This is a genomic window from Variovorax sp. ISS6 (assembly GCF_056523145.1).
The window spans coordinates 3,868,849-3,886,856 of record NZ_JAWRZC010000001.1; the positions used below are offsets into that span (position 1 = coordinate 3,868,849).

Sequence of the window (18,008 nt, forward strand, 5' to 3'; positions counted from 1 at the left end):
GGACGACGCAAAGGGCTTCTTTCAACCAGGAGCTTTGTCATCGTGCCCTACGTTCTTCCCGCCTTGCCCTATGCCTTCGACGCGCTCGAGCCCCATATCGACGCGCAGACGATGGAAATCCACCACGGCAAGCACCACCAGACCTACGTCAACAACCTCAATGCCGCGCTGAAGGACACGCCGCACGAAGGCCAGCCGGTCGAGGCGCTGATCGCCGGCGTCGAGCAACTGCCCGAGGCCCTGCGCGCGCCGGTGCGCAACAACGGCGGCGGCCACGCCAACCACGGCCTGTTCTGGACCGTGATGGCGCCCGTGGGCCAGGGCGGCGGCGGTGCACCCGAAGGCGAGCTCGCCAAGGCCATCGATGCCGACCTCGGCGGCTTCGAGGCCTTCAAGGAAGCCTTCACCAAGGCCGCGCTCACGCGCTTCGGCAGCGGCTGGGCCTGGCTCACGGTCACGCCCGCCGGCAAGCTCGCGGTGGAGAGCAGCGGCAACCAGGACAGCCCGCTGATGCGCGGCATCGGCTCGGGCAACGTGCCGATCCTCGGGCTCGACGTGTGGGAGCATGCCTACTACCTCAAGTACCAGAACCGCCGCCCCGAATACATCGCGGCCTTCTACAACGTCGTGAACTGGGCCGAGGTGGCCCGTCGCCATGCCGCGGCGCTGCGCGGCGGAAATTCCGGCGCATGAACCCCGACAGCTCCGAGCAACCGGCCGCGGCCCCCGCCATGCACGGTCCGCGTCCCGCCCGCAGCGCGCGCGAATGGCTCGGGCTGGCGATCGTGGCGGCCGGCGCGGTCGTCGTCGTGGCGCACTTCTGGCGTTTCGTGACCGCCGACCCGGTGGTCTGGAACGCGTTCCTCGGCGGCTCGGTGGCGGCCTTCGCCACGGCGCTGGGCACCACGCCGGTGATCTTCTCGCAGCGCCTGCCCGACCGCGTGCAGGACACGCTGTTCGGCTTCGGCGCCGGCGTGATGCTCGCGGCCTGCGCCTTCTCGCTGATCATTCCGGGCCTCGCGGCGGCCAAGTCGATCGGCGTCTTCGGCGGCGGCGACTGGGCCGCCGGCGGCGTGATCGGCGGCGCGATCCTGCTCGGCGGCATCGCGCTGATGGTGATGGACCGCGTGCTGCCGCACGAGCATTTCATCAAGGGTCGCGAAGGGCAGGCGGCGCGCCAGATCCGGCGCACCTGGCTGTTCGTTTTCGCGATCGCGCTGCACAACGTGCCCGAGGGGCTGGCAATCGGCGTCGGCTACGCGGCCAACAATGGGCTGCGCGCCGACGCGCTGGCCACCGGCATCGCGATCCAGGACGTGCCCGAGGGCCTGGTGGTGGCGGTGGCGCTGCTGGCCGCGGGCTACAGCCGCAGCTTCGCCGTGCTGATCGGCATGGCCTCGGGCCTGGTCGAGCCGTTGGGTGCGGTGCTCGGCGCGGCCGTGGTCGGCCATTCGGCGATGCTGCTGCCCTGGGGCCTGGGCTTCGCGGCGGGCGCGATGCTGTTCGTGATCAGCCACGAGATCATTCCGGAGTCGCACCGCAAGGGGCACGAGGCCTTCGCCACCGGCGGGCTGATGGTCGGCTTCGTGCTGATGATGCTGCTCGACACGGCGCTGGGCTGAGCCGCTTCGGCGCGCAAGAAAAAAACGCGGCGGGCCTGGCGGTCCGCCGCGTTTTTTCCTGAAGGGAGGCGATCTCAGCCGTGCTTCACCGCCACCGTCTTCAGCGTGGTGAAGCCGTACAGCGCCTCGAAGCCCTTCTCGCGGCCATAGCCCGAGGACTTGACGCCGCCGAAGGGCAGCTCGACGCCGCCGCCGGCGCCGTAGTTGTTGATGAACACCTGGCCGCTGCGCACGCGCCTGGCCATGCGGAACTGGCGCGCGCCGTTCTCGGTCCAGATGCCGGCGACCAGGCCGAACTGGGTGGCGTTGGCGAGCGCCACCGCTTCGTCTTCATCGGCGAAGGCCATGGCGGCGAGCACCGGGCCGAACACTTCCTCCTGCGCGAGGCGGTGGGTCACCGGCACGTCGCGCAGCAGCGTGGGCGCCTGGTAGAAGCCGGTCTCGGGCGCTTCGTCGACCACGATGCCCTGCGCCACCATCGGGATGCCGGCCACCTGCGCGTCGCTCAGAAAGTCCCACACGCGCTGCTGCTGGGTCTGTCGGATCAGCGGGCCGACATCGAGGTCCATCGCGGCCGGGCCCACGCGCAGTGCCTCGAAGGCATGGCCCAGGCGTTCGAGCAGCGGTTCGTAGATGGCCTGCTCGACCAGCACGCGCGAGCCGGCCGAGCAGGTCTGGCCGGCGTTCTGCACGATGGCGTTGATCAGCACCGGGATCGCGGCGTCGAGGTTGGCGTCGGCGAAGATGATCTGCGGGCTCTTGCCGCCGAGCTCGAGCGTGACCGGGCAATGGCGCTCGGCCGCCACCTGCTGGATCAAGGTGCCGATCTTCGGGCTGCCGGTGAAGCTGATGTGGTCGATGCCCTCGTGGCGCGCGAGCGCGTCGCCCACCTCGTGGCCGTAGCCCGTGACGATGTTGAGCGCGCCGGCCGGGAAGCCCACCTCGGCCGCGAGTTGCGCCACGCGGATCAGCGACAGACAGGCGTCCTCGGCCGGCTTGACCACGCAGACGTTGCCGGCCGCGAGCGCGCCGCCCACGCTGCGCCCGAAGATCTGCATCGGGTAGTTCCAGGGGATCACGTGGCCGGTCACGCCGTGCGGCTCGCGCCAGGTGAAGACGCTGTAGCCGTCCTGGTAGGGGATGGTCTCGCCGTGCAGCTTGTCGCAGGCGCCGGCATAGAACTCGAAGTAGCGCACCAGCGCGAGCGCATCGGCGCGCGCCTGCTTCACGGGCTTGCCGCAGTCGCGTTGCTCGATGGCCGCGAGCTCGTCGACGTGTTCGGCGATCTTCTGCGAGAGCTTGAACAGCAGCCGGCCGCGGTCGGCCGCGCTGACCTTGTGCCACACGCCCTCGAAGCAGTCGCGCGCGGCGCGCACCGCGCTGTCGATGTCGGCGGCATTGCTGCGCTGGATTTCGTCGTAGGGCTGGCCGTCGGAAGGGTCGATGACGGGGAGGGTGCGGCCGGAGGCCGAGGGAACGTCGGCGTTGGCGATGAAGTTGAGCTGCATGGGCCGGGATTCTGCGCGAAGCGGCGAAACCCCGCGCGGCGGTCAGCGCCCGGCCGCGGCCCTGGGCAGCGCCTTCACCGCATCGAGCATGCGCTCGACATGCTTGTCGGGATTGAGGTTCTGGTAGTAGGAGGCGACCTTGCCGTCGGGCGCGATCACGTACGACAGCCGGTTGGCGAAGTCGGGCCGGGTCTGCATCACCGCGTCGAAGGACTGGATCACGCTCTTCGACTCGTCGGAAGCCACCGGAAAGCGGCTCTGGCAGGACTTGACCGAGAACTTCGACAGCGTGTCGATGTCGTCGGCCGAGACGCCGATCACCGTCGCGCCCAGGGCCGCGAACTGGTCGATGGCCTCGGCGAAGGCATGGGCCTCGATCGAGCACTCGTTCGAGTCGGCGGCCGGAAAGAAGTACAGCACCACCGGGCCCTTGGCGAGCGCATCGGCCAGCGAGTAGCGGAAGGTCTTGCCGCCGAGCGCCGCGGTGGCGGTGAAGCGGGGCGCGGGGTCGCCGATGTCGAGCGCGGCGTGGGCGGGTGCGCAGAGTGCCGCCGCGGCCAGGGTGAGGGTTCCGAATGCCGCGCGCGAGAAGGTCGGAAGTTGCATGGCGGTGTGCTCCGGTCGCTGTGGGGGCGGATTCTAGGACGATGCCGCCGCCGAAACCGGCGCGGCGTGCGCGCCGTACCCGCTGCAGGGGCCGCGCTCGAAAAGAGGGAAGATGCGGCCCCGGGAGCGCGCTCATCGCGCCGATGGTGGGGAAGGACGGAAGAAATGACGAATGCCTGGATCCGGCGCGCGCTGCGCCTCGTGTACGCCCTCGGCGTGGCCGCGGCGCTCGCCGCCTGCGGTGCGCTGCCGCCCGCGCGCGAACGGCCCGCCGAGCATGCCGCGGCCTTCGATCCCTCGACCCGGCTGGCGAGGATCGCCGAGGCCTCGACGCCGCCCGGCGAGCACTCGGGCTTCCGGCTGATGCCGCTGGGCGTGTATTCGCTCGACGCGCGCATCCAGCTCGCGCAGCGGGCCCAGCGTTCGCTCGTGGTGCAGTACTACCAGCTCGAGAACGACGCCACCGGCCGGCTGCTGCTGCGTTCGCTGCGCGAGGCGGCCGCGCGCGGCGTGCAGGTGCGCCTGCTGGTCGACGACCTCTACACCATGAAGAGCCAGCAACTGCTGCTGGCGCTGGCCGCCGTGCCCAACGTGCAGGTGCGGCTGTTCAACCCCTTCTGCTGCGGGCGCGGCGGCGGGTTGCTGTCGCGCTTCGCGGCCTCGCCGCTGGAGATCGCGCGGCTCAACCACCGCATGCACAACAAGCTGTTCATCGCCGATGGCGCGATGGCCGTGGTGGGCGGGCGCAACATCGCCGACGAGTACTTCGTGCTCAGCGAGGCGCAGAACTTCATCGACATGGACGCGCTGGTGGTCGGCAAGGTGGTGCCGCAGCTCGAATCGATCTTCGACACCTACTGGAACAGCCGGCAGGTCTGGCCCGTGGCCGAGATCGTGACGGGCGAGGGCGGCCGGGCGCCGGCGGCCGCCGATTTCGACGCCTGGATCGGCATGGCCGCGCCGCCGCCGAAGATCGTGCTGCCGCCGGTCGACATCCTCGGCTACGGGCCGATCGCCGAGGAACTCGACGCGGGCCGCATGGGCCTCCTGTGGGGCGAGGCGCGCGCCATCGCCGATCCGCCGACCAAGCCGACCACCATGACCGCCGAGGAGGCCATCGCCACCAGCGTGACGATGAAGGTCTGGACCCTGATGCTCGACGCGCAGAGCGAGGTCGACCTGACCTCGCCCTACCTGGTGCCGGGCGAGCGCGGCATGGCGGCCTTCGAGGAGCTCACGAAGCGCAAGGTCAAGCTCACGCTGCTGACCAACTCGCTGGCCGCCAACGACGAACCGCTGGTGCACACCGGCTACGTGCGCTACCGCGAGCGGCTGCTGCGCAGCGGTGCCGACGTCTACGAGCTGAGCCCCAAGCGCACCAGCGCGGGCGAGCGCTTCGGCATGTTCGGCAAGTCGCTGGGCCGGCTGCATGCCAAGACCGCGGCCATCGACAAGCGCCGCATCTTCATCGGCTCGATGAACCTCGACCCGCGCTCGGCCAGCCAGAACACCGAGATGGGCGTGGTGGCCGACAGCCCGCAGCTCGCGCGCGAGATGCTGCGCGTGATCAACATCAGCAAGCTGCAGAACTCCTACCGGCTGCGGCTGGCCAAGGGCACGGGCACCCTGGAATGGCTCACGACCGATGGCGAGAAGGAGCTGATCCTGACCGCCGAGCCCGAGTCGGATTTCTTCCAGCGCTTCTACAACATGCTGATCGCCCCGATCGTGCCCGAGATGCTGCTGTAGCCTCGGGGGATGGCGCAGACCTTCACGTCCCTTTCCGCCCCGCAGGTGATGCTGTGGGGGCTGCTGTTCTTCGGCGGCATCTACCTCGGCTTCGGCGCGCTCAATGCCCTGCTGACCCGGCGCGTGCTGCCGGCGCTGGGCATCGGCCGGGTGCTCGACCCGCGGCCGCTGCAGCCCGGGCAACTGCGGCGCGAGCTCACGCAATCGGGCATCTCGGTGCTGATCTTCGGGCTCGGCATGGTGTTTCCCTGGGGGCTGCTGCAGCTGGGCTGGGCGCGGCTCGATCCCGATGCGGGCTGGCGCCAGGTCGTGGCCGAGATCGTGGTGCTCGCGCTGTGGAACGACGTGCACTTCTGGCTCAACCACCGGCTGCTGCACACGCGCTGGCTGCGGCGCTTCCACGGGCCCCACCACCGCTCGTTCGTGACCACGCCCTGGGCCACCTACAGCTTCCATCCGCTGGAGGCCGCGATGCTCGGCAACGTGATCCTGCTGCCGATGGTGCTGCACGACTTCAGCTTCTGGTCGCTGGCCTCGGTGCCGGTGTTCAGCCTGTTCTTCAACAGCGTCGGGCATTCGAACTACGACTTCTTCCCGCGCGTGTCGTACAGCCACTGGTTCGCGGCCAGCCGCCGCCATCACCTGCACCACGCCTGCCACAACGGCAACTACGGCTTCCAGTTCACCTTCATGGACCGGCTGTTCGGCACCCGCATCGCGGCCGACGCGGCCGAGCCGCTGTTCCGGGGCTTTCGCGACAGGCAGCGCGGCCGTGCGGCCACGCACGATGGCAGGCCGGCCTGAGATGCCGCGGCTGCGTCACTGGCGCGACTGGCAGAGCCTGTTCTATCTGGCGGCCTTGCCGGCGCTCGCCGCCTGGCAATGGGTGCATGGGTTCAGCCTCTGGCTCTATGCGCCGATGCTGTTCCTCACGCTCGGCGTCGGCGTGATCCACCACAACCACGTGCACCTGCGCATGTGGCGCGGCCGGCGCATGAACCGGTTGACCGACTTCTGGATCACGCTGCTGCAGGGCCATCCGACCTTCGTGTTCTGGCCCGCGCACGTGGCCAACCATCACCGCCATCGCCATGGCCCGAAGGACGTGGCGCGCACCTACCGCTTCGGCGGCGACACCAACCACCTGCGCGGCTACCTGCTGCATCCGTTCCAGGCGGTGTGGGTGCTGTTCCCGCTGTTCATGGCGTGGCTGGGGCGGCTGTATCGCCATCGGCGCGGGGCCTGGCGCTACTGCATGGCGCAGTACGCGCTGTGGCTCGCGAGCTGGGCCGCGCTGCTCGCGCTCGACTGGCGCAAGGCGCTGGTGTTCGTGATCCTGCCGCAACTGCACGGCCTGCACTGGCTGCTGGCCACCAATTACCTGCAGCACGCGCATGCCGACGGCCGCCGGCCCGCACGGGGGGCGCGCGGCGATACCCCGGGTACTCCGCTGAACTACGCGCGCAATTTCGAGGGCTGGGTCAATCCGCTGCTGTTCAACATCGGGCTCCACACGGCGCACCACGAGAATCCGCATGCCCATTGGTCCGAGCTCACGCATCTGCATCGCACGCATTACCGCGCGCGCGTCGATCCGTCGCTCAACGAGGGCGGGCTGGTGCCGTACATGGCGCGCGTGTTCGTGCTCGGCGCGCTCTGGCCGCGATGGCGCAGCCGACCGCTGATGCCGGGCGATTCCTTCACTTCCTGACACATGCCAGTTCCCTTCCAACGCGTCTACCTCGAAAGCGCCGGCTACTTCATGCCGGGCGACCCCGTGCCCAACGAGCGCATGGACGACTTCATCGCGCCGCTCAACCGGATGTCCGAGCGCATCAAGCGCCGCATCCTGGCCGAGAACGGCATCCGCACGCGCCACTACGCGATCGATGCCGAAGGCGCGACGCGCCACACCAACGCGCAGATGGCGGCCGGCGCGATCCGCGACTGCCTGCGCCGCGGCGGCGCCGAGCTGTCGCGCGTGTCGCTCTTGGCCAGCGGCTCCTCGGGCGGCGACACGCTGATGCCCGGCTTCGCCAACATGATCCAGGGCGAGCTCGCCGCAGCGCCGATGGAAACGCTCGCGGTGCACGGCATCTGCGCGGCCGGCGTGTCGGCGATCCAGGCCGCGGCGCAGGGCATCGAGCTGGGCGCGCACCGCTCGGCGCTCGCGGTGGCCAGCGAGATGCCCTCGCGGCTGTTCAAGCGCTCGCGCTTCGCGGCGCGCGGCTACGAGACCGACTTCGACTCGCACTTCCTGCGCTGGATGCTGTCGGACGGCGCCGGGGCGCTGCTGCTGTCCGATGGCGCGCCCGCGCTGGCCGGCTCGCCGGGCCTGCGGCTGCGCCTGAAGTGGGTGCACCAGCGCTCGTTCTCGGGCGACTACCCGGTCTGCATGCAGCTGGGCCTGACCGAGGACCGCGCGCGCGGCCACCTCGACTTCGCCTCCTGGTCCGAGGCCGAGGCGGCCGGCGCGCTGTCGCTGCGCCAGGACATCCGGCTGCTGCCGCACCTGTTCGACATCGGCATCCACGAGTACGCGGGGCTGGTGCGCGACGGCTGGCTCGATCCGAAGCGCGTCGACCATTTCCTGTGCCACTACTCGTCGGAGAAGTTCATCCCGGTGGTCGAGGACCTGATGGCCAAGGCCGAGCTGTCGATCCCGCGCGAGCGCTGGTGGAGCAACCTCGCGTGGCGCGGCAACACCGGGGCGGCGTCGATCCTGGTGATGCTGGCCGAGTTCCTCCACACGCGAGCGCTGAAGCCCGGCGAGCAGGTCTTCTGCTACGTGCCGGAGTCGGGGCGCTTCATGGCGGCCTACATGCTGTTCGAGGTGGAAGCGGTGGAGGCGTCGCCCGTGACGGTGGCGCCGCGCGCCGCTGCAGCCACGGCCGACGACGAGCTCGTGATCGCGCCGCCGCACGACCCGGCCGCCGCGCCCGAGGGCCTGGGCGCGCTGCTGACCGAACTGGCCGCCATCTGGCACGACTACCGCTCGCGCGTCTGGCGCACGCCGCTCGTGCGGCAGATCCGCGAGCGCCGCTTCGCCGTGCCCGACTACCTGAACTGGATGGAGCAGTGGGTGCCGCAGGTGCGCGAAGGCAGCCTCTGGATGCGCGAGGGCGCGGCCTCGCTGAGCGAGCCGTACCAGGCGCTGTCGTCGTTGATCGGCGTGCACGCGGGCGAGGAGCAGAACGACTTCCAGATCCTGTTCAGCGACTACCGCAAGGCCGGCGGCACGGTCGAGCGCATCGAGGACCTGCGCCGCAACCCGGGCGGCGAGGCGCTCAACGCCTACCTGCATGCACTGGCCGCCACGCGCGACCCGATCGGCCTGCTGGGCGCGATCTACATCATCGAGGGCACGGGCCAGCGCATCGTGCCGGCGCTGCTGCCGCTGCTCAAGGCCAGCCTGCGGCTGCCGCCCGATGCCTTCCGCTTCCTCGAATACCACGGCCACAACGACGAGAACCACCTGAACCGCTGGCTGCTCGCGGTCGAGATGGTGATGGCCGTCGAGGGCCAGGCGCGCGCCGCGCGCCAGATCGCCGACACGGCGCGCCATACGGCCGCCCTCTACCTGATGCAGTTCCAGCACATCACCGAGCGGATTTCCCATGCGAACGCCTGAATTCCTGGCCCGCGGGCACGACGAGCGCGATCCCAGCCCCTGGCTGGCGCTCTACCTCGACCAGAGCACGCCGCTGCCCGACGAGGTCAAGGCGGCCTGGCTCGCCGATTCGAGCTCGGGCTCGCGGCAGTACCTGCTGCCGTTCCTGCGGCCGATCGCGCGCGCCACCATCATCCTGATCCAGGTCGTGAAGGTGTTCGTGCCGCGCAACTGGTCGCACTCGCGGCTGCTGCACCGCATCCTGGCCTGGGGGCTCCAGCATTTCGTGTCGCCCGAGGCCAACTGGCTGATCCTGCGGCACTTCCACCTGGGCTCGCAGGTGCTGGCCTTCATCGGGCGCAATTCGCCGGCGCCGGTCGCCACTTCGCCGCTGGAGCCGCCGGACATCGAGGCGCTGAAGGACGACATGTTCCTCAAGCACGACCTCAACCTGTTCAATTTCGTGATCCGGCTGAACCAGGCGCTGCGCGACCGCGGGCTGGCGCTGGGCAAGGCGGAGGCACCCGATTTCTCGATGATCCGGGAGCCCGCGTTGCGGCTGGAAGACATGCCGCGCGGCCGCCTCAACTTCCTGGACCTGCAAAGCGCCATCGAGCTGTTCACGCCGCTCTACCAGCTGATGCTGACCGACAACGACTTCTGGCGCGCCGCCAACTCGCTGCAACTGGATGAAACCATCGGCATCTATGCCGCCACCATCCTCGCGGCGCCCGAGCACCTGATCCTGGTCAACAACAAGCACCCGCTGGTGCCGTTGTCGACCCTGCGGGCCGGGCACCGGCTGGTGATCCACGGGCTCTCGACCGAGATGCTGCACAGCCTGCTGCAGCGCATGAAGGCCGCAAGGCACGGCGAAGGCGGCGAATCCGGCTTCGTCCCGGCCGGGGAAGGGGCTTCGGCCGACACCCCGCCACTTGCATAGGGGTATGCTGTCCCCAGATGCAGACCATGAACACGACCCACACTCCGTCCCCCAAGACCGATCTGTCGGTGACCCATGTGCTGGCCCAGTTGCTCGAGCGGCTGGATCACAGCAAGGTGCCCGTCGGTGCCGAGCAGTACCGCTCGGTGGTCGCGCACCTGGTGCACGAGTTCGAAGACGTCGAATCGGGCGCCGACCTCAGTCGCCTGCTCGACGCCTATCCGGCCGCCGCCGAGGTGTACGAGAACCTCAACTACCAGCACGCCGGCCTGTGCCGCTCCGCGCTCGACGCCTCGCTGGCGGCCGAGACCCGCGCCAGGGAAGCGATCGCGCGCGCCATGCGCCGCCCCGAACCGAAGAAGAAGGAAGAAACCGATGGCCAAGGCTGAGGTGAAGACTGCCGTCCTGGAAGACGGCCTGCGCTACAAGTCGAAGACGCCGGGGTCCCCGTTCCGCGCCTCCGCGTCGTTCAGCGGCGCCACCATGTCGTGCTTCATGTGCGGCAAGCACCGCGTGCGCTCGCAACTGCGCACCCGCCAGGTGCTCGGCAAATCCCAGACCGTCTGCGCGCCGTCCTGCAAGGCGCTCGACGAGGCGCTGGAAGCCGCCGCGGCCGCGCCGTCGTCGCCCGAATGACGCAACGCCCGCAAGGGCGTTATTCGGCGCGTCTCGTCTAGCACGGCGGGGCGACGCCTTGGCGACATGCCCGTGCGGGCATCGCGTCGTGCGACTTCCATGATGGCCGCAATAGTTATACAGTTAGAAACAATTGATGCATGTAATTGCATTGGTAAAAAAGTTCTAATTTCAGGCCGACATCAGATGATTTGCAGCAAGGCAATGGGTGCTTTTGGCGTAGTGCGGCCGTCCGCGCGCGCAAAAGGAAGCTGCCGTGGCTAAACCGCGTCACGTCGTCATGCAGGTGGTCAAGCGGTCCTCGGGCAGCGCGTCGCACCATGTGGAATTCGTGATGGACGACAACTTCGCCGAGCGCCTGCGGCAGTTGCGTTCGCTGGTGCCGCCGCTGGGCAGCCTCAACAAGCAGCGCGACCTGGTCATCGACAAGGTGCGGGTGCGGCTGCCCAACGCCATCTGGCGCTCGGGCCATGGCACCGACAGCAGCGTGGACGGTTCCTGCATCGTGATCGCGGCCGAGGGCTCGTTCAACTGCGGCGGCAAGGACCGCCTGACGCGCGAGAAACTGGTGACCTACAACTTCTCGATCGCGCGCCTGGTCGAGCTGCACGGGGAGCGCCCCGAGGGCGAGACCTTCTACATCCGCGACGGCACCTTTGCCAACGACGAGCCGGCCGAGTCGCCGGCCGGCCGCTGGGTGGCCTCGATGCATGAGCTCGAGGCCGTGATGCGCGTGCCCGATGCGCCCTCGGACTTCGACACCCTGCACGAGGTGCCGCTGCGCGTCGATCCGCAGCAACAGGCGAGCGGCACGGTGCCGCAGCACCGCACCAGCTTCTTCTGAAGGGCCGCGCTCAGGCCGCGGCGGCTTCCGGCTGCGCCGCGGCCGCGCCGACCGGCACGTAGGCCGCGCGGTTGTCCACGAGCCAGCGCTCCGACAGGCTGCTGTCCTGCTGGGCGGGATGGAAATCGGCGCGCAGGTAGCGGCGCCACATCGCGTAGTTGCCGCGCAGCAGCCCGTCGCGCGCGAGCAGGATGCGCGCGGCGCTCTTCCAGGTCGACCACTTCCACAGCTGCTTCTCGTGCCGCAGGTTGGCCAGCGTCTGGTGCATCAGGTCGCCGAGGAACATCAGCGTGACGCGGCGGAACCAGCGCGTGCGCCATTCGTCGGAGCCGCCCGCAGCCCGGTAGACGTCGAAGGCCACGCTCTTGTGCTCGAGCTCCTCGGCGCTGTGCCACAGCCACATCGTGCGCAGCCGGGGCTCGGCGCCGTCGAGGATCTGCGGATGCGCGAGCAGCCACTCGGCGAACATGGCGGTGAAGTGCTCGGTGGCGGCCGTCACCGCGAGCGCATGGCGCGGGTCGGCGCCTTCCATCAGCGACAGCCGCTTGCTCGCGCGCTCGGTCCAGCGGTCGACCAGGCCCTGCTTCTCGAGGTGGGCGTTGAACAGCGAATGGATGCGCCGGTGCGTCGCTTCCTGGCCGATGAAGCCGCGCACCTCGGCGCGGTACTTGTCCTGCGTCTCGGGCGGCAGGGTGGCGACGGCGTCGCGCACCGCGTCGATGAAGAACTGCTCGCCGAAGGGAAAACTCATCGACAGGGCGTTGAAGAAGGCGGTGGAGAATGCATCGCCGCCGCACCAGTCGCGGGCAAACGGGGCCTGGAGATCGATCAGAAGGCGGCGGACGACGAGTTCGGTGCTCATGAAGACAATCCTCGTGAATCCGGAATGGTGGTGGCAAGGGGTGTGGTACAGATGCGTACCGCAATGCCTGCATGGTGCCTCCGGGTGCTTGGTACTGTCAAGTACCAGCGCGTAGGAAAATGTTCCGTTCATGAGTGCCGTCACCGACAACACCTCCCAGACTCCGGCCGAATCGCGCAACGAGCACTACCACCGGCTGCTCGAGGGCATGGCCCGCGCGGTGGCCGCCAAGGGCTACGCCGACACCACCATTGCCGACATCGTGCGCGAGGCCGCGGTGTCGCGCCGCACCTTCTACGAGCATTTCGCGACCAAGACCGAATGCCTGATCGCGCTCTACGAGGCAGCCAGCCACCTGGCGCTGCAGGCGGTCAGCGAGGCTTTCGACCCGGTGCAGCCCTGGCATGCCCAGGTGGAGCGCGCGATCACGGCCTATTTCGACTATCTGGCGCAGGACCCGGTGCTGCTGCGCACGCTGTTCGTCGAGATCCTGGGCCTGGGCATGCCGGGGCTGGTGGCGCGGCGCCGGGTCAACGACGAGATCGCGAACTTCATCCAGGCCGCGATCAACAGCAGCGGCACGACCGGCCCGGGCCCGCAGGCGCACCTGACGAGCGAGATGGCGATGACGGTGGTCGGCGGCATCAACGAGCTGGTGCTGCAGGCCATCGAGCAGGAGCGCGCGGGCGACCTGCGCGAGCTGGTCGCGCCGGCCACCCGGCTGGTGCGCGCGGTGGCGGCGGAGAGCCAGCGCTAGGCGGGTGCCGCGCGCCGCGGCGTCGCCCCGAACCACAGCGCCAGCAGGCCCGCGATCAGCAAGGCCAGCAGCACGCCCAGGTGCGGCAGCACGTCGTGCAGCGGCGCGCCCATCTGGTTGAGCCGCAGCGAGGCCTGGATGCCGGCCGTGCTCGGGAACAGCCAGCGCAGGGCCTGCAGCGGGGCGGGCAGGGCCTCGACCGGCCACGAGAAGCCCGACAGAAAAGCCATCGGCAGGGCCGTGAACAGCAGCACCTGCAGCGCCCGTTCGCGGTCGCGGAACCAGCAGCCCAGCAGCAGGCCCAACGTGCAGATCGCGGGCACGTAGAAGGCCAGCAGCATCAGCGCGCCGAAGGGGTTGCCGCCGCGCGGGTAGTCCTGCAGGAAGAACACCCAGCCGAAATAGAAAATCCCGCTGAGCACGCCGAAGCCCGACAGCGCCGCCAGCCGGCCCAGCCAGGCGCTCATCGAGGCGCGCAGCCGCCGCGCCTCGGCCCAGGTGCCGGCCAGCATGGCGGTGCCCATCAGCAGCGTCTGCTGCAGGATCAGCAGCGCCACTGCCGGCACCACGTAGCTGCCGTAGCCCTCGGTGGGATTGAACAGCGCCACCAGTTGCGTGACCAGCGGGCTGCGGCTGCGCGCCGCCTGCACGGCGCTCTGGCCGCCGGCCTGCAGCTTGCGGATCTCGACCCCGGCCGAGACCGTGCCCACCGCTTCCGAGAAGCCGTAGAGCACCGCCTTGTTGAGCAGCGCATAGGCGCCGTTGCCCTCGATGCTCACCACCGCCGGCAGTCCGCGCAGCACGCTGCGCTTGAGGTCGGCCGGCAGCAATGCATAGCCCTCGATCTCGCCGCGCCACAGGGCCTGCTGCGCCTCGTGCACATCGGCCGTGACCAGGCGCACGTCCAGCCGCGGATTGGCCATCGCGAAGCGCGCGATCTGGCGCGACAGACCGGTGTGGTCCTGGTCGACCACCGCCACCGGTACCCGGGTCACGGCCTGCGTGCCATAGGGCCAGGGGTAGAAGAAGCCGTAGATGATCGGCGCCAGCAGCATGATCAGCAGCACGCCCTTGTCGCGCAGCACGGCCAGCGCGGTGTCGCTCCAGGCGGCGCCGAAGCGGGCGAGGGCGCGGTGGTGGTCCATCAGCGGCCGCCCCACGAATCGGGCGCGCGCGCCGCGCGGCCCAGCGCGGTGGCCGTCGCGGCCAGCAGCACGGCGGTGCCGACCACCATCCACAGCGGCGTCGCGGCCGAATAGGCCAGCGGCGCGCCCATCTGCAGTTGCTCCATCTGCACGCGGACGTAGTGGGTGTAGGGCAGCAGCGCGGCCCACAGCTGCGCCAGCGCGGGCATGGCCACCAGCGGGAAACCCACGCCGCCGAACGCGAAGGCCGGCGCGGTGATGAAGCCGGTGGCCGACAGCGCGGTGCGCAGCGAGCGCGTGAGCGCCGCGACGAAGCCGCCGAGCGCGATCGACAGCGCGAGGAACACCACCAGCGCGAACAGCGTCCAGCCGAGCGAGCCCACCGGATGCCAGCCACGCCCGGCCGTGATCCACAGCATGGCGGCGATGCCGACCAGCGACAGGCTCGCGAACGGCAGCGCGAGCTTGCCCGCGAGTGCGGCCAGCGCCTCGTGCCAGCGCGGCGCGGCGCCGAGCCAGCCGCCGATGCTGCGGTCGCGCAGCTCGCGGCCCACGGCCCAGGCGCCTGCGGTCATCGCGAGGATGTGCAGCAGCGCCGGGATCAGCGCGGCGCCGAGGAACTGCTCGTAGTCGCCCGAGGTGTTGAACAGCGCGACGGTGCCGGCCTTCAGCGGCTCCATGGTCGCGCGCGCGGCGATCATCGATTCGCCGCGCTTGTTGCGCACCGCGAGCTCGACCCCGCCCGAGACCGTGGCGACCACCGTGCGCACGTCGCGCTGGATCAGGCTCGAATGGGTGCCGAGCTGGGCGTTGTGCAGCAGCACGACCTGGCCTGCTCGGCCCTGCTTGACCTCGCGGTTGAGATCGCGCGGCAGCTGCACCGCGGCATCGACCGCGCCGCTGGTGAGCGCGCGCGCCATCGCGCCTTCGTCGTCGAAGCGCTGCACCACGCGCAGGCCCGGCGTGGCATCGAGGAAGCGCACGATCTGGCGCGACAGCGCCGAGCGGTCCTGGTCGAGCACGCCGATCGGCAAGCGCTCGGGCAGGCCGGCCGAGAAGATCCACCAGATCAGGAGCACCGCGAGCAGCGGCACCCAGGTGATCATTGCGAGGTCCCAGGGCCGCGCGCGCAGCAGCGCGAACTCGCGCCGTGCGCTGGCGGTGGAGAAGCCGCGAAGGCTCATGTGCTAGTCGACCAGCACGCTCATGCCGGGCCGCGCGCCCTCGATCGGCTGCAGCGGCCGCGCCCGGACCTCGAAGGTGCGCACGTCGAAGCCGGCGCCGCCGCGGGTGGCGCGCCAGGTCGCGAAGTCGGGCAGCACGCCGCTGTAGTAGACCTTGAAGCGCGCCGTGCGCCGGTCCTCGGCCAGCGCGGGCAGGCGGGCCTCGAACTCGCTGCCCATCGCGAAGCGCGGCAGCCGGTCCTCGCGCACGTTGAGCACCACCCACTGTTCGGCCAGGTCGACCACCGTGACCACCGCCACGCCCTGCGGCGAGAGTTCGCCAACCTTGGCGAGCACCTTCGCCACCTCGCCGGCCACCGGGCTGCGCAGCTCGGTCTCGGCCTTGGCGGCTTCCGCTTCCGCGACCACGCCTGCGACCTGGCGCGCCTGCGCGCTGGCCGCGGCCTGGTCCTCGGGACGCGCGCCGGCGCGCGCCATGTCGTACTGCGCCCTGGCGGCGATCGCCGCGTCGCGCGAGGCCTTCCAGTTGGCCTCGGCCTCGTCGCGCTTCTGGTCGGCCACCAGGCCTTCGCGCGCGAGGCCGTCGACGCGACGGAACGAGGTCTGCGCGAGCTGGGCCGCGGTCTCGGCGCGCTGCCATTGCATGCGCGCCATCTCGATCTCCTGCGGCCGTGCACCGTTCTGCGCCTTCTGGGCCACGGCCTGCGCGGCCTGCTCGGCGGCGGTGGCCTGCGCGAGCTTGGCGCGCACCTCGGGGCTGTCCATGCGCACCAGCACCGCGCCGGCCTGGATGCGGTCGCCTTCCTTCACCAGCACCTCGGCCACGCGCGCCGTCACCTTGCCGGCCACGTCGGTCTCGCGCGCCTCCATCTGGCCCTGGAACACCTCGGGCGCGGGCCGCGAGGCGCGCCAGAAGCCCCAGGCCAGCAGCGCCAGCACGAGCAGCGCGGCCAGGATCGCGATCAGTTTGCGGGTCTTGGCACTCATCATTCAGTTCACCTTCACGTCGGCACGCGCGATGTAGTCGGAAAAGCGGTCGGACAAGCCCGCGCTCTCGAGCAGCTGGGCCAGCGCCTGCACGTACTCGTTGGCGGCCTGTGCGCGCTCGGTCAGCACCTTGGCCTGGTTGGTCTCGGCGTCGATCAGGTCGAGCGTGGTGCTGGTGCCTTCGCGCAGGCCCGAGGTGCGCAGCTTCAGCACCTCGCGCGCCAGTTCCACCGAGGCCTGCATCTCGAGGTACTGGCGGCGCGCGTTGTCGAGCGCGCGCCAGTTGCGTTCCACCAGCAGCGAGATGTCGCTGCGCGCCTGCGCGCCGGTGCGTTCGGCCTGCTCGACCTGCTTTTGCGACGCGGCCGAGAGCGCATCGCGGTCGACCGAGTCGTACAGGGTCCAGCGCACACCCAGGCCCGCGACCCAGTCGGCATTGCCGCTCTTGAGCTGGCGCGTGCCGAAGGCGATCACCTGCGGGCGGCGCAGCGCTTCCTCGCCCTCGTGCAATTGCTCGGCCTGCAATTTCTTGGCCGCGACCTTCTCGAGGCCCGGGTGGCGGTTGAGCGCCGAATCGATGAACCAGCCCAGCGGCTCGACCGGCGCGCTGATCACGAACAGCGGCGTCTGCGGCGCCACGCGGCCCTCGGCGCGCACCGTGCGCGCCAGTGCCACGGCCGCGAGCGCGGCGTCGTTCTCGGCCTTGCGTGCGTTGCGGCGCGCCTCCTCGTAGGCCGCGCCGGCCTGCAGCCGTTCGACGCGCGAGATCACGCCGGCCGCGAGCATCTTCTGCGCCGCCGCGTCGTGTTGCGCGATGGTGCGCTCGGCCTGCGCGCGCAACTGCGCCGCGCGCTGCGCGAGCTGGGCGCCGAAGTAGCGCTGCACCAGCAGCGTGTCGACCTCGTGGCTGGCCTGTTCGGCATCGGCCTCGGCCTCGCGCGTCTGCGCCGAGACGAAGCCGCGCACCGCGTCGGTGGCGCCGCCCAGGTAGATCGGCCAGACCGCCGACACCGAGGCGTTGGAGCCGGTGTCGTGCCGGTTCAGGGTGTAGCTGTTGGGCAGTTGCGGTATCGGCACGCGCGCGATGAAGCTCTGGATCGAGGGCGGCAGCGCCTGCCCGATCTGGCCGAGCTTCTGGTTGAGCGGATCGAGGTCGAGGTTCAGGTTGGCGTTGTACGCATAGGCCAGGCCCGACACGCTGACCACCGGGCCGCCCAGCCGCTTGAGGCCATCGCTCTGCAGCTGCTTGGCCTCGACTGCGGCGCGCGCGGCGGCCAGCTTGTCGGAGCGGTCGAGCATGCGGGCGCGCGCGGCGTCGAAGCTCAGGGAGGTGACGTCGTCGGCTGGCGAAGGCGCCTGTGCGAAGGCCGTGCCGCCGGTGGCCGCGAGCAGCAGCGGCGCCAGGGCCTGGACGAGGGCGTTGCGAAGGTGAAGGTGTGTCATCGGATTCGAAATGCCTGGCGCGCAAGCGTAGCGGGCCGGCGCGGCCCGGTCACGCGAAACGTGGCGCGCGCACCTCGCTTCGATGGGGTGCGTTTTCCGGCGCGCAAGAAAA

Annotated in this window: 18 protein-coding genes; 11 read left to right on the plus strand and 7 right to left on the minus strand. The window is 70.2% G+C overall.

What is annotated here, in order from left to right; genetic code table 11:
• Positions 1-42: 42 nt before the first annotated feature.
• Together AC1HIL_RS17935 and AC1HIL_RS17940 are read left to right on the plus strand one after the other, a co-directional pair.
• A complete protein-coding gene (locus AC1HIL_RS17935) occupies positions 43-693 on the plus strand; it encodes a superoxide dismutase (RefSeq protein WP_057592514.1) in 651 nt (216 codons plus the stop codon).
• Between the two features lie 38 nt (positions 694-731).
• On the plus strand, positions 732-1,622 hold the full coding sequence (locus tag AC1HIL_RS17940; RefSeq protein WP_057592532.1) for a ZIP family metal transporter: 891 nt from the start codon (positions 732-734) through the stop codon (positions 1,620-1,622).
• 74 nt (positions 1,623-1,696) lie between these two features.
• Here AC1HIL_RS17940 and AC1HIL_RS17945 read toward each other — a convergent pair whose 3' ends face one another.
• Positions 1,697-3,130, minus strand: a complete 1,434-nt coding sequence (locus AC1HIL_RS17945) for an aldehyde dehydrogenase family protein (RefSeq protein WP_057592513.1) — start codon at positions 3,128-3,130, stop codon at positions 1,697-1,699.
• 42 nt (positions 3,131-3,172) lie between these two features.
• Positions 3,173-3,736 carry a peroxiredoxin gene (locus AC1HIL_RS17950; protein WP_261213847.1) on the minus strand — a complete coding sequence of 188 codons (564 nt, stop codon included), beginning with the start codon at positions 3,734-3,736 and terminating at the stop codon, positions 3,173-3,175.
• Positions 3,737-3,901: 165 nt separating this feature from the next.
• On the opposite strand from AC1HIL_RS17950, the gene AC1HIL_RS17955 reads away from it, so the two are divergent.
• The 8 genes from AC1HIL_RS17955 to AC1HIL_RS17990 all read left to right on the plus strand — a co-directional run bounded on the left by AC1HIL_RS17955 (position 3,902) and on the right by AC1HIL_RS17990 (position 11,518).
• Complete coding sequence (locus AC1HIL_RS17955; RefSeq protein ID WP_479672363.1) at positions 3,902-5,485, plus strand: phospholipase D-like domain-containing protein; 1,584 nt, start codon at positions 3,902-3,904, stop codon at positions 5,483-5,485.
• 9 nt (positions 5,486-5,494) lie between these two features.
• Positions 5,495-6,289, plus strand: coding sequence for a sterol desaturase family protein (locus tag AC1HIL_RS17960; RefSeq protein ID WP_296789204.1), 795 nt, complete (start codon positions 5,495-5,497; stop codon positions 6,287-6,289).
• Positions 6,273-7,196: a fatty acid desaturase gene (locus AC1HIL_RS17965; RefSeq protein ID WP_479672364.1), complete on the plus strand. Its 924-nt coding sequence runs from the start codon at positions 6,273-6,275 to the stop codon at positions 7,194-7,196. The genes AC1HIL_RS17960 and AC1HIL_RS17965 overlap by 17 nt, the downstream gene beginning before the upstream one ends.
• Positions 7,197-7,199: 3 nt before the next feature.
• A complete protein-coding gene (locus AC1HIL_RS17970; protein WP_479672365.1) occupies positions 7,200-9,116 on the plus strand; it encodes an iron-containing redox enzyme family protein in 1,917 nt (638 codons plus the stop codon).
• On the plus strand, positions 9,103-10,038 hold the full coding sequence (locus tag AC1HIL_RS17975) for a DUF6999 family protein (RefSeq protein WP_057592507.1): 936 nt from the start codon (positions 9,103-9,105) through the stop codon (positions 10,036-10,038). The genes AC1HIL_RS17970 and AC1HIL_RS17975 overlap by 14 nt, the downstream gene beginning before the upstream one ends.
• Before the next feature lie 17 nt (positions 10,039-10,055).
• Positions 10,056-10,427 carry a hypothetical protein gene (locus AC1HIL_RS17980; RefSeq protein WP_057592506.1) on the plus strand — a complete coding sequence of 124 codons (372 nt, stop codon included), beginning with the start codon at positions 10,056-10,058 and terminating at the stop codon, positions 10,425-10,427.
• A complete protein-coding gene (locus AC1HIL_RS17985; protein ID WP_057592505.1) occupies positions 10,414-10,674 on the plus strand; it encodes a hypothetical protein in 261 nt (86 codons plus the stop codon). The genes AC1HIL_RS17980 and AC1HIL_RS17985 overlap by 14 nt, the downstream gene beginning before the upstream one ends.
• 256 nt (positions 10,675-10,930) lie before the next feature.
• Positions 10,931-11,518 (plus strand): hypothetical protein, encoded by a 588-nt coding sequence (locus AC1HIL_RS17990; RefSeq protein ID WP_057592504.1) that lies wholly within the window; start codon positions 10,931-10,933, stop codon positions 11,516-11,518.
• 10 nt (positions 11,519-11,528) lie between these two features.
• Here AC1HIL_RS17990 and AC1HIL_RS17995 read toward each other — a convergent pair whose 3' ends face one another.
• A complete protein-coding gene (locus AC1HIL_RS17995) occupies positions 11,529-12,380 on the minus strand; it encodes a metal-dependent hydrolase (protein ID WP_479672366.1) in 852 nt (283 codons plus the stop codon).
• A 130-nt stretch (positions 12,381-12,510) separates the two neighbouring features.
• On the opposite strand from AC1HIL_RS17995, the gene AC1HIL_RS18000 reads away from it, so the two are divergent.
• Positions 12,511-13,137, plus strand: a complete 627-nt coding sequence (locus AC1HIL_RS18000) for a TetR/AcrR family transcriptional regulator (protein ID WP_261213832.1) — start codon at positions 12,511-12,513, stop codon at positions 13,135-13,137.
• On the opposite strand, the gene AC1HIL_RS18005 is transcribed toward AC1HIL_RS18000, so the two are convergent.
• The 4 genes from AC1HIL_RS18005 to AC1HIL_RS18020 are packed head-to-tail and all read right to left on the minus strand — an operon-like array spanning position 13,134 to position 17,896.
• On the minus strand, positions 13,134-14,282 hold the full coding sequence (locus tag AC1HIL_RS18005) for an ABC transporter permease (RefSeq protein ID WP_296725945.1): 1,149 nt from the start codon (positions 14,280-14,282) through the stop codon (positions 13,134-13,136). The two genes, AC1HIL_RS18000 and AC1HIL_RS18005, sit on opposite strands and share 4 nt — an antisense overlap.
• Positions 14,282-15,466, minus strand: coding sequence for an ABC transporter permease (locus AC1HIL_RS18010; RefSeq protein WP_479672367.1), 1,185 nt, complete (start codon positions 15,464-15,466; stop codon positions 14,282-14,284). The genes AC1HIL_RS18005 and AC1HIL_RS18010 overlap by 1 nt, the downstream gene beginning before the upstream one ends.
• Before the next feature lie 3 nt (positions 15,467-15,469).
• The gene (locus tag AC1HIL_RS18015; protein WP_479672368.1) at positions 15,470-16,456 is read right to left on the minus strand and encodes an HlyD family secretion protein; all 987 of its coding nucleotides are present in this window, start codon (positions 16,454-16,456) and stop codon (positions 15,470-15,472) included.
• The gene (locus tag AC1HIL_RS18020) at positions 16,457-17,896 is read right to left on the minus strand and encodes a TolC family protein (RefSeq protein WP_479672369.1); all 1,440 of its coding nucleotides are present in this window, start codon (positions 17,894-17,896) and stop codon (positions 16,457-16,459) included.
• Between the last annotated feature and the right edge of the window lie 112 nt (positions 17,897-18,008).